Below are 17,205 nucleotides of genomic sequence, written 5' to 3'. Positions count from 1 at the left end.
GGCGATCCCACCGCACCGAGGAACCCGCCCGAACGGCACGGATGGACGCGGCGAGTGCCGTGCCCATCCGTGCGGTGAGAGTGACCGAGATCCGTCTCCTGCGCGGCCCCCGGTGGCCTCAGAGGGGCGGTTGAGCAGAGCATCGATGGCTCCGGGCCCCTCGCCACCGACCTGCCGGTGGTGCAGTTCGGGCTGCGGCGGCACGTTGGCCGACGCTGTTGACCGCTGTGCGGTGGTGCGGGCAACCACCGCAGGCCAACCGGTGGCCGCCACAGGGCTGTGTGCCCAGGCTCTGGTAGGACAACCGGAGCGTGCTGCTGCTCGCCCTGGTCGCCATGGGGGCCGCCTGCGGCGCGCTCGGCGAACCTGCCCGGCGCACCTGCCCGGCGCACCTGCCCGGCGCACCCTCCCAGTCCGTCTGCTGCCGGCCGACCAGGTCGCGGCCGGGCCTCTCGACCATCGCGGTCGGGGGGCCACAGCCGGCGTCTGACGGGAACGGCGCGGGCGCTACGGCCATCTCTGTGGCTGAAGGGCCCGGGGTCACTGCCCCGGTACCCCACGCCGTTGGCCCTGTGGAGGAGCCCATGAATCGTGCACGATCCACCCGCAAGCGCCGCCGGAAGCGCGCCGCACTGCAGATGAGCGCCGTCGTCGTGGCCACCGCCGCGCTCGCTGCGTCGGGGGCGATGGCCGGACCGGCGACTGCCGCCACGGGAGGCCCGACACCGGTGCCGGCTCAGACCGCCGGCAGTGCCACCGCGACGGGCCATGGCATTCGCGTCGGCACGGTCAAGATCACCACTCGCCTGCGCAACGGCCGCTACGAACTCACAGATCCCACCCGGGGTGGCCTGACCATCAAGGACTACCTGAACAACGAGTACTTCGGTGACCTGGAGCTCAGCAAGCCCTTCACTGGCAAGGACAACGAATGGGGTAACGGCACCACCAGCAGCCGCGAGTCGGCGGCTGTTGACGCCCAGTTCGCCGCCGAACAGGCTTGGGACTACTTCAAGAACACCTTCCACCGCCTCGGCCCACGTGGCGACAACAAGGGTCCCACCCTGTACGTGCACTTCAAAAAGAACTTCAGTCACGCTCAGGCCATCGACGACCCGATGGCCGCTCTCTTCGGCGACGGGAAAAACAACAAGAAGCCCATCACGTCGCTCGACGCGGTCGCTCACGAATACACCCACCTCGTCAGCGACGCCACTGCAAAGTTCGGCTACTCTGCCGAGTCGGATGCCCTCAACGAGGCAACCTCCGACATCTTCGCCGCCATGGTGGAATTCCAGGCGAGCCTCCCCAGTGACCCCCCGGACTACCTCTTTGAAGAGAAGGTATACGGAAAGTCCAGCCCCATGCGCTACATGGACAAGCCATCACGTGACGGCAAGTCGCCAGACTTCTGGAAGCCCGGGATAACGAGCGGCAAGAACGGCGACACCCACTTCCAGGCCGGCATAGCCAACCATTTCTTCTACCTCCTGGCGGAGGGAAGCGGCAAAAAGACTATCAACGGCGTCGCCTACGACAGCCCGACCATCGACGGCCGGAAAGTCGCCGGTATCGGCCGCACCAAGGCGGCCCGTATCTGGTACGAAGCGCTCACCACCCAGTTCAACTCGACCACGGGATACAAGCAGGCCCGGGCCGGCACCCTCAAAGCCGCTGCCAGGCTGTACGGAACGCCTAGCCGCGAGTATGCGGCCGTCCAGAAGGCATGGGCCGCAGTCAATGTGAAGTAGACAGCCGGAAAGGGCCACCTGCGGCTCCACCGATTCGGGACGGTCTCTGACGAGCTCGTGCGTGGTTGGCGGTGTCGCGTCGAGGATTGTGATCGTTGATCATGGTCTGTGTGGTGGGAAAGCGGGCGCGTGCAGTGATCATCCATAGTCAGCGGATCACAGGGCTCACGCCCGATGTGATCGCTGAACTCGGCGCTGAGAGCGGCCCCTTGTGGCACCAGCGGCATCAGGCTGTGCTCACGCTCGTTCCCGCAGCCGGGCCGTGGGTGCCGGTGCGAAACACAAACTCGACGTCGGCGACCGCCTGTTGGCAATGCTTATCCACTCCGCCACGGTGCCACCGGACGACGTACTGGCCTGCTGGTTCGGCGTCGACCACTCCACATCACGCGCGCAATCGGTGAAGTACGGCCACGGCTGGCGAGGCGCGGCTGCACCGTGCCCCCGCCAGCCGCGCTGGCCACGCCCGGTCAGGGGCGCAGCCCGGCCCCGGCGATGACGGTGACAACGCCGGGGCCGGCTGCCGCGGAAGGGCCGGTCCGAACACCGTGGACGCCGCCGGGGCCGGTCCGGTGCGCCTGGTGGGGCGCTCGCAGCCCTCGCGCGCGCATACTCAGGTTGGACTCGTGGGGGTGGGCTGTGCGATCAGTCCGAATTCGATGATCAGTCCGGTGCCGGCGAGGCGGCCGTCGGTTTCACGCTCCACTTTCCGGAATCTTCGTCGCCGATTGGGGTGATTAGGGGAGGGTCTGGATCGCAGGCGAATCCAGTGGAAGTATGGGCACCTCGTCGGGTGGCGCTCAGCCACCTCGCAGATTCCCATGGGGGAAGCATGCGGATGGGTACTCGGATGCGCGCGGCCTCTGCTGCGCTGGCTGTTCTTGCGGGCAGCCTCACGTTCGCCACTGTTGGCGCCGGAACAGCTCACGCCACCACCAGCTGCGCCTCGGTGCTCGGCCCCATTCAGAGCATCAAGGTCGGTTCGCAGACGATTGGTCAATTCTACCTCGCGTGGAACTACTGCGACTCCAACAACAAGGTGGCGTACACCGAGGTCAACCTCTGGAACACCAACTACGTTAACGCCAACTGGAGATCCGGGCAGATTGACGTGCGGTCCAGCTCGGACTTCAAGTCGGCTGGTGGCTCGCCGCAGCCGAACGCCGGCACGTGGTGGTGGGACTCCCCGTTCACCAAGGTGGCCCCGAACGTTTACAACACCCGCCTCTACTACGGTCGCTGGAACTTCACGGCCGGCGGTCACTCGTGCTCCGGGGAGACCCCGACGTGGAACTTCTCCAACGGCACCCCTGACACCAGCGGTATGTACTCGTCCTGCAGCTGAAACAGAAGTCCGCCCGGGTGGCCCCGTTCCACTGGAGCGGGGCCACCCGCTGGCGTGTGAGCCCGTCCGTCCGGCCTCATTGCCACCGATCACAGCGGTCACATGCAGCACGTGTCCACCACGGGTCCACCACGGGTGCTGCGCACCGCAGCAGGCCGTTGCGCAGCACCCGTGCCCAGCCGTGTCCGCTGTGATCATCGTCGTCGACCGATACCGATCGCCGCCGACGACCACGCCTGCGCACGCGCGGCGAGGGCGAAGGGACCGCCACGGTAGTTCTCATCGGACCCGTGGCAGGTTTGCGACTCCACACCGACAACCACCACCGATGCCACACCGAACTCGCAGGCCAGCCACCCATCAGCCGAGTTGACAACGCTCCAGGTCAAAACAGAACAGCAACACCACACGGAAGCTGAACTCTCACTCGCAGCATGAACCCCTGTGTCCACATTCCGGGGGTCACCTCGCTGGCCGCCGTCGCCGCCGAAGACTACGGCGTCATTTGCTGTTCCGTGTCCGAGCGAGTGTGGCGCTTGCCTGGGCGGATGGCGGCATCAGGGGCAGTCCCAGGCCGCTCTTCTGGATCCGCCGCAGCAGGGCCAAGCCGGGGTCTGAGGAACATCCGTGTCAGATCGTGCGCTAAGTGGCTGTTGTCGTTCCGAATGTGAGGGCAGCGTTTTCGCTGGTCAGGCATAGCGTGGGTGACTCGGTGGAAGTGGTGGCATGTCGTGTCGTCGCTTTCCGGGAGGTTGCGGATGCCGTCGGTCGTCGGACTGCTGGAACGGCATGAGCTGGCCGCTCGCCGTCGAGTCGACGGGTTGCGTGAGGAAGCCGACCGCATCCAGGCGGAGCTGGCTGCGGCCGAGCGGGAGTGGGAGGAGTGGGCGATCGCCCGCAGGCGAGTGGGCACGGTCCTGGCTCCGGACGGCGGCAACATCGCTGATGAGGAGACCGCCTCCGGCCCGCGGGACACGGACGCGCCCCCGGCGCCCAGGCAGGCGGCGAGACCGAAGTCGCAGGTGCCGGTGTGGCGTGAGGGGCTGGCCTGGTCGGTGCTGTCGGTGGACTATCAGCGCATCCTCGAGGCCCTCGCGAGACGACACCGGCTCCATCAAGGGCCGCTGACCTGCCAGGAGTTCGCCGTGGTGTTCGGCCTGGACGCGGTGCCGGCCAAGGTGGAGGCACTGCGGTCGAAGGCGAAACGCCTGGTCGCGCGGGGCTGGCTGGCCGAGCGACAGCCGGGACAGTTCACCCTCGCCCAGGGCCCGGCCGGGCAAGGCGACGCGTCATGAGCAGGGTCATCGACCAGTAGACCATCGCCTCGGCACTGGCGGTGCGGCGTTCGAAGTCGCGCACCAGACGGCGGGTGCGCATCAGGTGGCGAAGAACCGCTCGACGATCCACCGCTTGGGCAACACTACGAAGCCGCGCATGTCATCGCTGCGTTTCACGATTGCCAGGACCAGCGCGAACGCGACCAGGCAGTGCTCGACGAGGCTGCCGGTGTAGCCACCGTCGGCCCAGACCAGCTCCAGCCGGTGGTGCACGTCGGCGACCTGCCCGAGCAGCACGTGGGCGGCGGTGCGGTCGCCGGTGTCCGCGGCGGTGACCATCACGCCCAGCAGCAGGCCGAGCGTGTCGACTACGACGTGCCGCTTGCGGCCGTTGACGAGTTTGCCGCCGTCGAAGCCGCGGCTGTCCGATCCGACGAATGCGTCCGCCTTGACCGACTGCGAGTCGATCACACCGGCCGTCGGTGCCGCGTCGCGGCCCAGTTTCTCGCGGACCTGTCCGCGCAGCCGGTCGTGGAACTCCTTGACCAGGCCGTGGTCGCGCCAGCGGCGGAAGAACGCATATACCCGGTCCCATGGTGGGAAGTCCCCGGGCATCGCACGCCACTTGATGCCGTTGTCGACGAGGTAGCGGATCGCGTCCAGCATCGCGCGGTGGCAATACGCCTCCGGCTGCCCACCCCGGCCGCGCAGCCAGGCCGGCATCGGCAGCAGCGGCCGGACCGTCTCCCACTCCGCGTCCGTCATGTCCGACGGATACCGCCGAACACGCTCCGGGTGATCGGCCGCATTCCCGAACCGGTGAGCGACACAATCACACGACAGTGCAGTCGAGTTGAACTGAACTGGCGCGAACGCGTACAACTGCGGCAACAGGGTCTCCTGGATCTCGGTTGGCTTCGCAACCCCGAGCTACCAAGAGGCCCTGCCTTCATGCCGACGGCCAGCGGCGATCACCCGATCGAGACTCCCGTTCGACGCACACCCCTCAAGATCGGAACGACAACAGCCACTTAACGCGCCAACTGAAGCGCTCAGTCACATCAGGCGCCACCGTGAACCCATCGATTAACGGAGGCCTCTGACCTCCCGGGGCGGAGCTCACTGGGCGTCCGACTGTATTCGGTATCAGTAATTCCGGTATCCAATCCGCCCCCTACCTTCCGCCCGTCAAAAATGCGTTAAATTTCGGCGTGTCGGCCAAGAGGCTTGAGTTTGAGTCACGATCTGAAAAATCGTTCGACGGGGGTCCATCATGCTGCTACAAATGATCAAGCACTATCCGCACGAGAAACGGGGAAAAGTGAAAGGCAAGTTAGCCAACGGGGGACTGTCGCGTCTTAACGCTTCCCGTACCGTCAAGATAGCCATCGCCACCGCCATCGCCACCGCCATCGCCACGTCGGGAATGATGATCCCGGCAGCCAGCTCCGCGAGTGCCCAGAGCAACAAGGCCACAAGCGTCGAAAGTGGCGCCACCAGCTCCGCCACGGCAGCCGAGCACAACAGCCTTCAGGACGGCAGTGGAAGCTTCACCGCCGAGGTCGCCAAAATCGCCCCCAAGACTGGTGCAACGCTCAAGGCAAAGACCGTTCTGTGCGAGTGGAACGCTGACTGGAAGTGGGGAGCAGGGACTGTCTCCCAAGTCACGGGCAGCACCAGGTTCTACTGCGCGGCCGTAGGTCCCGATGGCCCGCAGTTCACCGGGGAATCCCGCGCACGTCTCATGGACGACCACAACAAGGTGATCGCCAACGGGGAGCGCACCGTCATCCAGCCGCTCGACCCGACGCCCACCATCTCGGAGGTGACGGCGAAGGTGAAGCGCCCCAGAACCCTGCACGTACAGCACGACATGTGGGCCAACTTCCTCACGCCAGGCTGGGTGTGGCAATCGCACCCGAAGGGCTGCGGCGGCGCCGGCACGACGGCGATCAAGTGCACCATCGACTACAAGAACTTCAAGATCTGACGAAGGATCAACTAAGAAGCCGGATCCAGGATATCCTGGATCCGGCTTCCGGCATTCAAAACCGAAGATGCGGGGAAAATATGTGGTCAGGGAAACACGACAGCTACTTCGAGGCAACAGGAAGAGCGATCGATGAACAGTTACAGCGAAGCCGTGCCAGGAAACGCGCCAAGGCCGCCAAGTACAGCAGAGAGCAGATAGAGCAGAGTCACAAGATATCCCATGACTCCGAGGCTGCCGAACTGGAAAGACTTGCGGTTCTCGGGCAAATCCCAATGGCCGAATATAAGGCCCGCATGGCCGCCCTCAACGAAAAGGCCGAAGAGGAAACCAGCCAGTAGCGTGGACACTGGCGACAGGCGTCTCCTGGAGCTCCATCATCCTCCGCCGCCCTCCAAACCAGCCCCTCGCCAGGCGTTGCCAGGCCCTGTGACGAGAGGGGTGGCGGCGAGAACGTGCGGGAGATCCATTTCAAGGACTGTGGCCGCCCGCCATCGGTCTGCTGGCGGAGTTCACCGACATCGCGTACGCAGAACTCGACTTCTGAAACGGTGGTGTGCTGAGGGCCTGGAGCTCACTTTGTGACTGAGTGCTTCAGTTGGCCGGTTAGCGTTCGATCTGCCCAGTTGAGCATCGGCGTTTTCCCTGGTCAGCGGGGCGCCGCCCTCCGGACTCCATTCCGCGGAGAGCGGCTTCGGGCACCGTCGCTGGTCAACGGCTTTGCTCAACTCGCCAACTGAAGCGCTCAGTCACACCGACTTGTGACTGAGCGGTTCGCTTGGCGGATGCGCGCTTGAGTTGGCGGGAAGGTGCCAAACGTGAGGCGCGATCACCTGCCGGTGTGAGCCGCTACCAGGTCAGGCGGAGGTCAGCGGCGGACCCGGGTTCCGCCCCCGCTGGTCAGGTAAGTCGTCTCCGTCTGCCCGTGATGCCGCTGACCAGACTGCTGGCGGCGGTGCCAGGTATTGAAGCTGGTGGTTGTTGGCGGAAGGGGTCGGGTCACCGCACCTCTTCGGGTGGTTTGAGGCGCGGATGGCGGACTGGTCCCCGGCACGGCGAAAGAGTGTGGTCGTCCGGGTACGCGGCGCATGTTCCATGGATGCGAGCGATTCACGTGAGTGGGCATGTGCGCCGTGCTGCGCCAGTACCTACCGCGCAGCAGCCGCAAGCAAGCACCTGATCATCCCCCGCCGTACCCGTGAGATCCTCGACTACTTCCACGAAGGTCGAGAACAAGCCCGTCGCGCCGCCAACGCCCGCCTTACCTGTAAAAGGTCAGCCCGACAGCGACGAAGTTCGCTCCGTCCATAGGGCGCTCAAATCGCGCTCCGCAGGGCCGGTGGCCTACGACGCCGGCAGTGTGGAGATCACTGACCCGCGTTCGTACGCAGGCCAGAGCACGTGCAGTCACCTTCGAGGGCCTGGAGATCGCAACCCGCGCCAAGTCCGGACTCACTGCTGCCGGCAACACCTTCGCCCTCGGCCGCAGGCGCTAGTTCACCGTCTGCACCTCTCCGCGGCAGCGGCCCGAACCCTCATACCAGACCGACGGAGCGACGGATCACGGGCTGGCATCCACGCGCTTCAGCGGCTCTAACGGGGCCTAATTCCCAGTGAGGTGCTCGCGTGATTTCCCATTCGGCGCCGCAGGATCTCGTACCGGGTGTAGAAATGGGCGGGCCCCTCATCGTCATTCCACGGGCGCTGCCCTCCAATTCCGACATGAAATGCGAGGCCGCCTGGTGAGCATCTCGCCCCGCCGACTTCCCCGATCTGCCCCCACGCCACAAGCCGGCCGGCCGCCGGTCGACCCGGCGGCGGTCGGTCGCCGCTCGGTGCGCCGCCGCGCCGCCGCGCCACCGGGATGACGCACGCGGAGGCGGCGGCCTGGCTGGAGGACGCCTACTTCTTCGCCCGGCAGGACTCCCGCCACGAGGATCTGGCTCAGGACAAGCGCGGCCCGGCCGAACTCGCCGAGTGGGAGCGCATCGTCCGGCTGCTCTCCAAGACCGGCGGCATCTACGACCCGGCCGCCGACGCTGCGGTCCAGGACGAGCGCGCCGCCGACGTCGCAGCCGCCGCACGCCACGAAGCCGCCGCACGGGAAGCGCAGCGCGTGACCACCCGCGCCGATGAGCTCCAGGCGCTGCGCGATCGGGGCACGCTGGAGCAGACCGAGCCCCGAGAGGGCGACGAAGCCGTCCGGGACGAACTCACCCGCCGCGGGGGCGGGTACGCCCCAGGCCGACGTCGACGGATGGCTCGCGCAGCCCTCGCCGCGCACCTCGGGCACTACCGCGACCCTGGCGCGCAAGAAGCCGCCGCCGGCCTCTTGCCGCCGCCGCTGCTCGCCCACGCCGCACTGCCCGCCGAACTCGCCCACCTCGCCCCGGGCGCCGACATCGGCCAGCTGGCGTTCGCAGCCCGGGTCGCCACCACTGAACCTGAGGCCGCCGGCGACCTCGCCGCGTTCCTCGCCCGCGCCCGGTCCCGGCAGACCTCACTCTCAGCACTCCGAAACGGCGGCACGGCAGCTGGCCCGGTGGCATGTAACCCCGGCCGGCCCGCCCCCAGGACCGGTTCATCCGGAGTGGCCCCCGGGCCCCGCACGCCGATACCGTGGACACAGACGCCAGTTCCGCGCCCCTGGAGGCCCGAGGAGCGACCAACCGGCCCCCGCCGACACCGCCGCCCGGCAGCAGCTGCACCCCGCGGCCGCCGAAGCGGTCCGCGCGTACGCCGCCCGCACCCGGGCCAACGCCGACCAGCTCGCCGGCGTCTTGGAAGACATCGCCACCAACGGCCTGCCCGACCCCGAGCAGTGCACGCCGTGGGAGGAGCTGCGCGAGGCCCACCTCACCCGCCTCGCTGACCAGCGCCCAGCCGTCGCCTGATGGCCCCGCAGCAAAGCCCGCGCCGCGCCAGGATCGCCTTCTCCGACTCCGCCGCCAAACAGCTGGAGAACATCACCAGCGAGGCGGACATCCACGCCCTGGACCGCGCCCTGGTCGTCATCTCCGTCGCCCCGGACGTCGGCGAGCCGATCCCCGGCGACACCGCCGGCCCCCAGCTGCGCCAGTACACCGACGAAGTCGAAGCCGTCCGCGTCCTGTACTTCGCCACCGCGCTGCGCACCGTGGTGTCGTCGCGTACATCGAGGTCTAGCCGCTCAAGGAGCCCGCGTGCCGACCACCCTCACCCAGCTCAGCGCCGACCGGCAGCTCACCGCCCTGCGCCGCCCGCTCCCCTGCGAGGGCACAGCGACCGTGCTCCGACAGGGCCCAGCCACGGAGCCCGGCGGGGCGCCGGCCTGGCTGCTGTTCCTGTGCTCCGAGCACTCCGAGAACCTGCCGGACTGGCCCGGGACCGTGGCCGACACCGCGGACCGACTGACGCTGTCGTGCGGGGCCGCGCTGGACTACCGGACCACCGAGCAGGTCCTCCAGCCACACGCCGACCTGTGGCTGACGCCGATGACCGGCGTGGACCCGGCAACGTACGACGACGGCTGGCACGAGATCCTGCATCGGGCCCACCGCGTCCTCGCCGAACGACCGGCGGAGGCCGGTGGCAAGGGCGAGACGCTCCACAGCCTCACGATGATGCTGGGCATCGCAGCCGAGTATGCGGAGGGCGACGACCTCTACCAGGCGACCGTGCCGCTCGGGTACTGCGAGACGCTCTCCCGGAACCTGTAGCCGCTGCTGCTCGTGCCTTCGCACGACCCAGGCGGCACACGGCTGCTCTTCGTGCAGCAAGCCAGCATCGCCGGGCAGCGGATTGCCGCGCCAGCCGGATCGGCTAAGTGCGTGTCTTCAATCCTCAAGAGCGCAGCTCAACGATCTGCGGCGGAGATGGCCAGAGATTGCCACCTTTCCTCCAACGGTCACCGTGACCGATCTGCGAACGGATTCCCAGGAACGTGGTGCTCCTGTCACAGGGGGAGAAGGCTTGCATATGGCGAAAAATGGGCCTGTGCAACAACCAGCCGCCCCACAAACCTTGTTACGTGGCTAGCTGGCGCCGGAGGACTTCGACGGTTCCGGTCGACCATTTACTACATGCGCAGACACGAAGGGAACTCGCATGGTCAACCCCACCCGCTGGCAGTCTCTACGCCGGCTTCTCGTGGCTGCTGGAGCCCTCACCGCCGTAGCACTGTCCACGGCCCCATCGAGCGCTGCGCAGCCTCAGTCCCCGCCAGCTGACTGCCCCAAGGGATACTTCTGCGGCTACAAGCAGAGCAATTTCCAACAGCTCGGATTCCGCTTCAAGGACTGCTACAAGCAGGAAATTCCCGACGGCATGGGTAGTGGAGGTTCCTGGTACAACAACCAGACAGCGGGCACGGAGACGGGGTTCTACGACAAGTATGGGATCTACCTCTCCGCGGCCCCCGGCGCCCCCTCCTCGGACGCCTACGGACACTGGGGCCCCGTCTGGTACGTCTGGAACTGGTGCTGAGTGCCTCGGGGATCGGTCACAGCGACCGATCCCCGAACGCTCGTGCAAAGCTCCTATTTCGAACCAACGGCCTTTTGGCCTCCGGGTTCGGGGTTCAGAAACAGGCACTAAGCTTGTTCTTTATGGTCGGCGACTTCGTTGAGGTCAGCAGTGCACGCGGGCGGTGTCACCGTCGATACGGACGATGCACTCTTTGAAGAGCGCCATGCGCTGACCTTCGTCTTCGGGAACCAGCGTTAGTCCGAGGTCCATGATGGGCTTGATGGCCTGTGCTGTTCGAGAGCCGTCGGGGTCCGGGCCGTGCAGAGCCGCCCAGCTCTCGAACAGCACACGGACCCCTTCCCACCCGGGCCCCGGGATGAAGTGGCAGAGGAACGTTGGCTGATCAATTGCGTACTGCCGTAGCTCGCCGATCCGGGTGTCGCCCTGTGTGAGCCACCACCTCCCGTTCACTACCGCTCCCTTCGGCTCTGCCACGACTTCAAGCGGGTTGCCTGGGCTCCCGAGCTCCGTAGTGTCGAATTGTCCGTCGAACTGGCTCCCTCACGCGGAATTTCATCAGACGCGTGGGCGGCCTCCGTCCGATTCTGTGCTCCGACCAAGGAATGCACCGAACCAGAACGAAGGCCGTGGGGATGAGCCTGCCGCACCTCGATGTCCCGGGGGAAGCGTTCGCCGAAGCGTCACGCTTCCGGGACGACTTCTTCGACTGCCTGACCGCCCGCAGGGACGAGCTGTTCGAGCTGGCCGACGCGCCGCTGTGCGCGGACGGTCCGGTGACCTCGCCGGTGGACCTGACGCTGGTGGCTGAGCACCGGCGTGGGCACGGTGCGATGTACGGGGCGTTGAACCACAGGAACGTGGACGTGCCCCGGCTGCGGCAGGTGCTGGCCGGTCTGCCGATGCCGCGGGCCGCCGACGGGCGCCTGGTTCTGGCGGTCGACGTCAGCAACTGGCTCCGTCCCGACGCGCCGACCAGCGCGGAGCGTCTGTTCTGCCACGTCTACGGCCGCAGCGGACGGTCTTCGGATCAGTTCGTGCCCGGCTGGCCGTACTCGTTCGTCGCCGCCCTCGAATCGGGCCGGACGTCCTGGTGCCAGCTGCTGGATGCCGTCCGTCTCGGGCCTGAGGACGACGTCGCCGAGGTCACGGCCACCCAACTCCGCCGTGTGGTCACGGACCTGATCGAGATGGGTCGCTGGCACTTCGGTGACCGCGACATCCCCATCGTCTTCGACGCTGGCTACGACGCCCGCGCATGGCCCACCTCCTCGACGGCCTCCCGATCGAGGTGCTGGGACGGATGCGCTCCGACCGCGTCATGCGACGGCCGACTCCATCGCTCAAGGAGTACGCCCTGTCCTATCCCCAGGGCGGGCGACCGCCGAAGCACGGCAAGGAGTTCCGCTTCGCCAAGCCGGAGACCTGGGGCGAGCCGGACGTGGCAACCGTGCAGGTCACCGACCGGTACGGCGCCGCCCGCGCGATGGCCTGGGACCGCATCCACCCCCGTCTGACCACCCGCTCCGCCAGGATCGACCACGTCGGCGAACTCCCCATCATCGAGGGTACGCTGATCCGCCTCCAGGTCGACCGCCTGCCCGGCGGAGGCGACCCGCTTCCGCTCTGGCTGTGGTCGTCCGCCACCGGCCTGAACAGCGAGGACGTCGACGTGCGCTGGCAGGCGTTCCTGAGGAGGTTTGACATCGAGCACCTCTTCAGGCTGATGAAACAGACCCTCGGGTGGACCCGTCCGAAGCTGTGAATCCCCGAGGCCGGCGAGCGCTGGACCTGGCTGATCATCGCCGCCCACACCCAGATCCGCCTTCTGCGCGAGGCCGCCGCCGAACCAGCGGGCCGCCACCCGCTACGACGTGGGCAAAACCGTGAAACGACCCGAGAGCCTCATCGAACGAAGCCGGCTCAGACCATAAAGAACAAGCTAAGCGCTCGCTGCGATCTCTCGGCTTGGTGTCGGTGGTGGTGAGAGTCGGTGGGGCTGGTCCCGGGGTGGAGGGATTCGGTGCTGATCAGTGGGGTCTTCAGGGTGGGGCTGGCGCTGTCACAAGGTGAGAGATTTCGCGTGGGTATTGCTGTCGTGGGGCTTTATCGCATGCTGGGTGATGCTGTCTCAGGTTCACGAGTTCTTACGCGGTGAGGTGGGCAGGCCGGTGTGATCGGGTGGTGAATCAAGAGGTAAGGGCCGGCCGGGGGCTGGGTTGCCCAGGGCGTTGGTGGTGCCTCGTCTGCTGGAGCGGCAGCAGGCGGGGGAGTTGTCGACGCGGCATGTGCGTGCGGTCGCTGAGACGGTGGGTGTTTCGGAGCGTACGGTCTGGCGCTGGCTGGAGCAGGCGAAGGCGACCGGGCGGGCAGAGGCCCCGGTCCGGCAGGGATGCGCGGTGTCGGACGAGGTGTGGGAGCTGCTGGGTGAGGCGGGGGCAATGTCTCGAAGCTGAGGCGTCGGCTGGTGGCTGCCGGCGGTGAGGTGCCAGTTCCGTCGATGTCGACGTTGTGCTGGATGATCCGCAGGGACCGTCGGGCGGGGCGGACTTTGCTGCACGCTGGCCACCCTCCGGGTGGAACCCTGGTGCGCAGTCAGCAGAAACCGTAGGCGGGCCCCGGTGCTGGAGGGAATGGGCCGGGTACGCAACGCACGCTCCAACCCCTGCGCGATCTCTCCCAAGTCTGGCCTCCAAGCAGCTAGCCGCCAGGGCCAGCTTCCTGGGGCCCAGCGTCTCGTCCGGCGTCGGCTACGTGAGCCCGCATGAGCGCCGCCGAGGGAGCCCGCGTCGCGACGGCGCGTGTCACGCCCAGGCCACGCCCAGCTCCCGCAGCGCGTGCAACTGCTCGGGGGTGAGTTTGCCCCGCCTGGATCTGGTGTTGGAGACCCATACGCCCAGCTTCACGACCGCCGGCTCCGCCTCACTGCCGCCCTCGCCGTCAATGGTGATCTCTTCGCTGTGGCCGCGGGGCACTGGCCGATCGCCTTCCCGCTCCACCCACTGTGCGAGGGCTGCCAGGCCCCGCTGGAACGCCTGCTGGGCTTTACTGGGGCCCGTGGGCGCGCGCTTCGTTGCCGGAGCGGGAGAGGGCACCTCAGCAGGCTGTACACCCAACCTGGACAGCCGCCGCTGCTGCTGCTCGGTGGACAGCTGCGCCCAGGTGGCCGGATCCTTCTGCCGCTGGAGCCACTTGCCGAGGTCGTCGCCGTCGAAGAGCACTCCGGGCGGGATGTCCGGCAGGTGGCCGTCGGCGTCGACCAGGTCCGCCAGGATGCGGTGGTGGCGTTGCCAGTCCAGCGGCCAGGGGCAGTTCCAGTCCTCATCGATCGCGACCAGCTGCTCCGCGCGCACGGCGGCCCGCTCCGCGTCCTTGCCGAGACCGCCTTTGCGGCGGAGGTTGGCCATCAGCTGCCCGATAGGCACCATCGCCTCGCCCTCGCCCCAGACCGCATCCTGCCGCGGGGCGAGATGCCCGGTGGCCCGCCGGTACGAGCGGAGCGCGGCGAGCTTGGCCTCCCACGCTTCCTCGCCCGGCTCCCAGACCATCCCGGCCTCCGGCGCGTCCAGGAGGACCTTGCGCCGGTCCTCCAGCTCCCCGGCCCGCAGGGCTTTGCGCTGCTGGTGCACCCACCGCCCGAGTGGGAAATTCTTCGTGACGCCGACCTCGGTCTCCGTGTCGTACGGGACGGCGTGCAGGCCGGTGATCTCGTTCTCCGCCCGCCACCGCAGCAGGGCCTGGTAGCCCTCCAGCCACACCAGCGATTCCGGCCGGTAGACGCGGGTGCGCAGGAACGCGGCGACCGTGGCCGCGTCGCGGGGGGAGGAGAAGTGCAGCAGCGCCGACTCGACGGCGGCCTGCGTGTCGTCCTGCTCCTGGTCCTTGCCGTCGCCTTCTCCGCCGCCGCCGGCGCCGACGATTCGGCCGTTCTCATCGCGCTGGACGTGCACCTTGCGCTCGTGCCGGCTGCGGGTGAGGGCGCGGGAGGCGAGCTGTTCCACCAGGCGCTCATCGTGCGAGCGCAGGCCCTGGAGGACGGCGACGAGGGGGCGGAACGAGGCGGAGGCGACCATGTCCGTGGGGTCTTCCTCGGGCTCCAGGAAGACGGGCACGATGATGCGGGCGATCTTCGTGGTGCCATCACGGTTGAGCCGGAGCGCCCGGCCGATGTTTTGCACGATCTCCACCTGCGAGCCGCGGGTGTCGGCGAAACACACGGCCTCCACGCCCACCTCGCCGGTGATGTCGACGCCTTCCCCGAGCACGCGCACAGAGGCGAGGAAAGCGCGGTTGACCCGGTGGCCGGCCGCGTCCAGGCTGTTCGCGAACTGCCCCAGGACCTCGCGCCGTTCGCTGACGAGGTGGTCGCCGCACAGCCACGCCGACCACACCCGGTGCGGCCGCACGTGGCGGCCGGCCTCCAGCTCGTACAGCCGGGCGTCGATCGACGACTCCGGCATCCCCTCCGCTGCCGCCAGGGCCTCGTCCGGAGCCTCCGTGGCGTACAGCTCCGCCGCCGTCTCCGGCAGCTTCTCCGCGAACGCCTGCGCTTCCTCGACCCGCTGGTGGAACGTCATGACGGTGCGAAGGTTCCACCTTGCGGAGTGCTCCAGCAGTGCCGTCTGCAACAGCGCCAGGCGCCGGCCGCGCAGCGCCTCCTCCGACAGCCCGAGAACCGGTGAGGGGTCGCGGATCTCCAGAACATCGATCTCGAAGCCGGCGAGAATTTCGCGCTCGATCGCCTCCGAGAGCCCGAGTTCGGCCAGCCACTCGCCGTACGTCCCGTCCGGGTCGCTGGCCATGCTCGCGATCTCCACCTCCTGGCCGCCGCCCTTCTGCGGCTGGGCCGCGCCCAGGATGCGCGGGGTGGCGGTGAGGTAGAGCCGGAAGTCCGCGGGGATGCGGGCGTTGTCGTGAATCGCCGCCCACGGACGACCGAGATCACCGGCGGTTCCGTGAGCCTCATCCACGATCGCGAGGTCGAAGCCCGCCATCTGCTGGCCGTACAGCCGCTCCCCGCCCGCCAGAGCGGCCTCCAGCGGCCCGCGCACCTTGCGCTGGCCCTCGGGTGCCTCGACGTCCTCCCGGTCCACCAGAGAGGCGTACGTGGCGAACACGACCACCGGCCCCGCCCCCGCCCACACGGCGAGCTGAATCGGATTGGTGGTCGTGCGCACCCCCAGCCGCTCCAGAACCTCGTCCTTCTCCAACGAGCACACCGCGACCATGGGGGAGCGGTGACCCACCAGGCGCCACGCCTCGACGGTCTGCACCAGCAGATCCAGGGTCGGCACCATGACCAGAATCCGCCCGCCCGGGAAGCACTCCAGCGCGGACACGGCGGCGGTGAACGTCTTCCCCGATCCGGTCGCGGACACGAGGGTTCCCCGGCGCCCCTGAGCGGGCACCGAAGAACGTGCAGAAAATCCCGCCCACTTCCGGAAACTCGCTTTCTGCTCCACCTGATGGGGCCGAAGGTTAATGCCCGTCATTGAAGAACCTCCGCTAACTCGGTTTCCAAGGGAATATGAGAACTCATCGGGACGGGGCGAACGGCGGAACGGAAACGGTGCCGTCCTCGCTCACGGCCATCCGCTCCGCCAACTGCGCCAACACCTCGTCAGGCCGCAGGCCGGCCCGCGCGGCCGCCGCCCGGATCAGCCGGCCGGGACCGGCCGACAGTCAGACCTGCGTGCGCAGTTCATCCGCCGCATCCCGCCGCTGCGCCTCGAACGCGGCCCGCGCCTCCAGGGCCGCCGCACGCCGTTCCTCATGCTCCCGGGCCCACGCCGCACCCTTCACGTCCCCCTCCGGGGCGTAGACCTCCCAGCCGGCCTGCGCCACGACGTCCCTGACACGCCGCCACTCCGCAGCTTTGGCCGCCCAGATCTCGGCCAGGCGCTCCACGTCCTCGAACGCGGCGGACACGCCCAGCCGGGCATCCTGCGCCGTCTCCTGCCGACGGCGGTCAGCCTCCGTGACTTTCTCGTCAATGGCCGCGATATCCAGCCCGTTCGCCTGGCGCCTGACCTGGTCCCGCGCCACATCCTCAGCACTCCACACGCGAATTTCCTCCCTGCCGCTCCAGCGGCCACAGACCATGGGTAGGGTGTGCCCTACTTCCGCCAACGCTACATGGTGCATCAGTTGATGCGCAGGACTTTGCCACGAACGAGCGACACCCCACCTCGTAGCCAGCTTGGCCCGCGGCAGCGGGCCCGAGGGCCTGGAGGCGAAGCCGGAGGGCCCGTTGGCGGGGGAGCGGAGCGGACCCGCCGACCGGGGATGGAGCGCAGCGGAATCCCCGGTAAAAGGGGCGCAGCCCTGTCCGCTGCGGGAGCGGAGCGGACACAGCGTCAACCCGGCGGCGAAGCCGCC

14 protein-coding genes and 2 pseudogenes are annotated in these 17,205 nt (G+C 67.9%); 11 read left to right on the top strand and 5 right to left on the bottom strand.

The features are described from left to right. Positions 1–584: 584 nt before the first annotated feature. The 3 genes from OIU81_RS00080 (at position 585) to OIU81_RS00070 (ending at position 4,391) form a co-directional block, all read left to right on the top strand. Positions 585–1,751, top strand: a complete 1,167-nt coding sequence (locus OIU81_RS00080) for a M4 family metallopeptidase (protein WP_329141767.1) — start codon at positions 585–587, stop codon at positions 1,749–1,751. 838 nt (positions 1,752–2,589) lie between these two features. After that, positions 2,590–3,096: a hypothetical protein gene (locus OIU81_RS00075; RefSeq protein WP_329141765.1), complete on the top strand. Its 507-nt coding sequence runs from the start codon at positions 2,590–2,592 to the stop codon at positions 3,094–3,096. A gap of 758 nt (positions 3,097–3,854) precedes the next feature. After that, positions 3,855–4,391 (top strand): hypothetical protein, encoded by a 537-nt coding sequence (locus OIU81_RS00070; RefSeq protein ID WP_329141763.1) that lies wholly within the window; start codon positions 3,855–3,857, stop codon positions 4,389–4,391. Between the two features lie 81 nt (positions 4,392–4,472). Here the strand turns inward: OIU81_RS00070 and OIU81_RS00065 are convergent, their stop codons facing one another. Next, a complete protein-coding gene (locus tag OIU81_RS00065; RefSeq protein WP_329141761.1) occupies positions 4,473–5,138 on the bottom strand; it encodes an IS5 family transposase in 666 nt (221 codons plus the stop codon). A gap of 520 nt (positions 5,139–5,658) precedes the next feature. On the opposite strand from OIU81_RS00065, the gene OIU81_RS00060 reads away from it, so the two are divergent. Both OIU81_RS00060 and OIU81_RS00055 read left to right on the top strand, forming a co-directional pair. Continuing rightward, positions 5,659–6,363, top strand: coding sequence for a hypothetical protein (locus OIU81_RS00060; protein ID WP_329141759.1), 705 nt, complete (start codon positions 5,659–5,661; stop codon positions 6,361–6,363). After that, complete coding sequence (locus OIU81_RS00055) at positions 6,330–6,704, top strand: hypothetical protein (protein ID WP_329141757.1); 375 nt, start codon at positions 6,330–6,332, stop codon at positions 6,702–6,704. The genes OIU81_RS00060 and OIU81_RS00055 overlap by 34 nt, the downstream gene beginning before the upstream one ends. 1,349 nt (positions 6,705–8,053) lie before the next feature. Here OIU81_RS00055 and OIU81_RS00050 read toward each other — a convergent pair. Continuing rightward, positions 8,054–8,719 carry a hypothetical protein gene (locus tag OIU81_RS00050; RefSeq protein ID WP_329331830.1) on the bottom strand — a complete coding sequence of 222 codons (666 nt, stop codon included), beginning with the start codon at positions 8,717–8,719 and terminating at the stop codon, positions 8,054–8,056. Positions 8,720–9,065: 346 nt separating this feature from the next. On the opposite strand from OIU81_RS00050, the gene OIU81_RS00045 reads away from it, so the two are divergent. From OIU81_RS00045 to OIU81_RS00030, 4 genes and pseudogenes are all read left to right on the top strand, one after another. Further along, the gene (locus OIU81_RS00045; protein ID WP_329154758.1) at positions 9,066–9,257 is read left to right on the top strand and encodes a hypothetical protein; all 192 of its coding nucleotides are present in this window, start codon (positions 9,066–9,068) and stop codon (positions 9,255–9,257) included. Then, positions 9,257–9,528 (top strand): annotated as a pseudogene (locus OIU81_RS00040) (hypothetical protein). Before OIU81_RS00045 ends, OIU81_RS00040 begins: the two are co-directional and overlap by 1 nt. A gap of 17 nt (positions 9,529–9,545) precedes the next feature. Then, positions 9,546–10,061 carry a hypothetical protein gene (locus OIU81_RS00035; RefSeq protein ID WP_329141756.1) on the top strand — a complete coding sequence of 172 codons (516 nt, stop codon included), beginning with the start codon at positions 9,546–9,548 and terminating at the stop codon, positions 10,059–10,061. Between the two features lie 388 nt (positions 10,062–10,449). Next, complete coding sequence (locus OIU81_RS00030) at positions 10,450–10,827, top strand: hypothetical protein (RefSeq protein WP_329141754.1); 378 nt, start codon at positions 10,450–10,452, stop codon at positions 10,825–10,827. A gap of 144 nt (positions 10,828–10,971) precedes the next feature. On the opposite strand, the gene OIU81_RS00025 is transcribed toward OIU81_RS00030, so the two are convergent. Beyond that, on the bottom strand, positions 10,972–11,304 hold the full coding sequence (locus tag OIU81_RS00025; protein WP_329141753.1) for a hypothetical protein: 333 nt from the start codon (positions 11,302–11,304) through the stop codon (positions 10,972–10,974). A gap of 158 nt (positions 11,305–11,462) precedes the next feature. Between OIU81_RS00025 and OIU81_RS00020 the strand changes: the two are divergent. Continuing rightward, positions 11,463–12,761, top strand: a pseudogene (locus OIU81_RS00020) (NF041680 family putative transposase). 303 nt (positions 12,762–13,064) lie between these two features. Further along, positions 13,065–13,283, top strand: coding sequence for a helix-turn-helix domain-containing protein (locus tag OIU81_RS00015; protein WP_329141751.1), 219 nt, complete (start codon positions 13,065–13,067; stop codon positions 13,281–13,283). 348 nt (positions 13,284–13,631) lie between these two features. Here the strand turns inward: OIU81_RS00015 and OIU81_RS00010 are convergent, their stop codons facing one another. Further along, on the bottom strand, positions 13,632–16,319 hold the full coding sequence (locus OIU81_RS00010) for a DEAD/DEAH box helicase (protein WP_329141749.1): 2,688 nt from the start codon (positions 16,317–16,319) through the stop codon (positions 13,632–13,634). Between the two features lie 190 nt (positions 16,320–16,509). After that, positions 16,510–16,929: a hypothetical protein gene (locus OIU81_RS00005; RefSeq protein WP_329330618.1), complete on the bottom strand. Its 420-nt coding sequence runs from the start codon at positions 16,927–16,929 to the stop codon at positions 16,510–16,512. Positions 16,930–17,205 lie beyond the last annotated feature (276 nt).

This window comes from Streptomyces sp. NBC_01454 (assembly GCF_036227565.1).
In the GTDB taxonomy this organism is placed as follows: domain Bacteria; phylum Actinomycetota; class Actinomycetes; order Streptomycetales; family Streptomycetaceae; genus Streptomyces.
The sequence above is the reverse complement of the archived record's forward strand: the minus strand, read 5'-3'. Positions and strand labels throughout refer to the sequence as shown.

Excerpts from the sequence above, each read along its gene's own strand:
- OIU81_RS00030 (WP_329141754.1), top strand. The coding sequence starts at position 10,450 with ATGGTCAACCCCACCCGCTGGCAGTCTCTACGCCGGCTTCTCGTGGCT.
- OIU81_RS00060 (WP_329141759.1), top strand. The coding sequence starts at position 5,659 with ATGATCAAGCACTATCCGCACGAGAAACGGGGAAAAGTGAAAGGCAAG.
- OIU81_RS00075 (WP_329141765.1), top strand. The coding sequence starts at position 2,590 with ATGGGTACTCGGATGCGCGCGGCCTCTGCTGCGCTGGCTGTTCTTGCG.
- OIU81_RS00010 (WP_329141749.1), bottom strand. The coding sequence starts at position 16,319 with ATGACGGGCATTAACCTTCGGCCCCATCAGGTGGAGCAGAAAGCGAGT.
- OIU81_RS00080 (WP_329141767.1), top strand. The coding sequence starts at position 585 with ATGAATCGTGCACGATCCACCCGCAAGCGCCGCCGGAAGCGCGCCGCA.
- OIU81_RS00070 (WP_329141763.1), top strand. The coding sequence starts at position 3,855 with ATGCCGTCGGTCGTCGGACTGCTGGAACGGCATGAGCTGGCCGCTCGC.
- OIU81_RS00065 (WP_329141761.1), bottom strand. The coding sequence starts at position 5,138 with ATGACGGACGCGGAGTGGGAGACGGTCCGGCCGCTGCTGCCGATGCCG.
- OIU81_RS00005 (WP_329330618.1), bottom strand. The coding sequence starts at position 16,929 with ATGGTCTGTGGCCGCTGGAGCGGCAGGGAGGAAATTCGCGTGTGGAGT.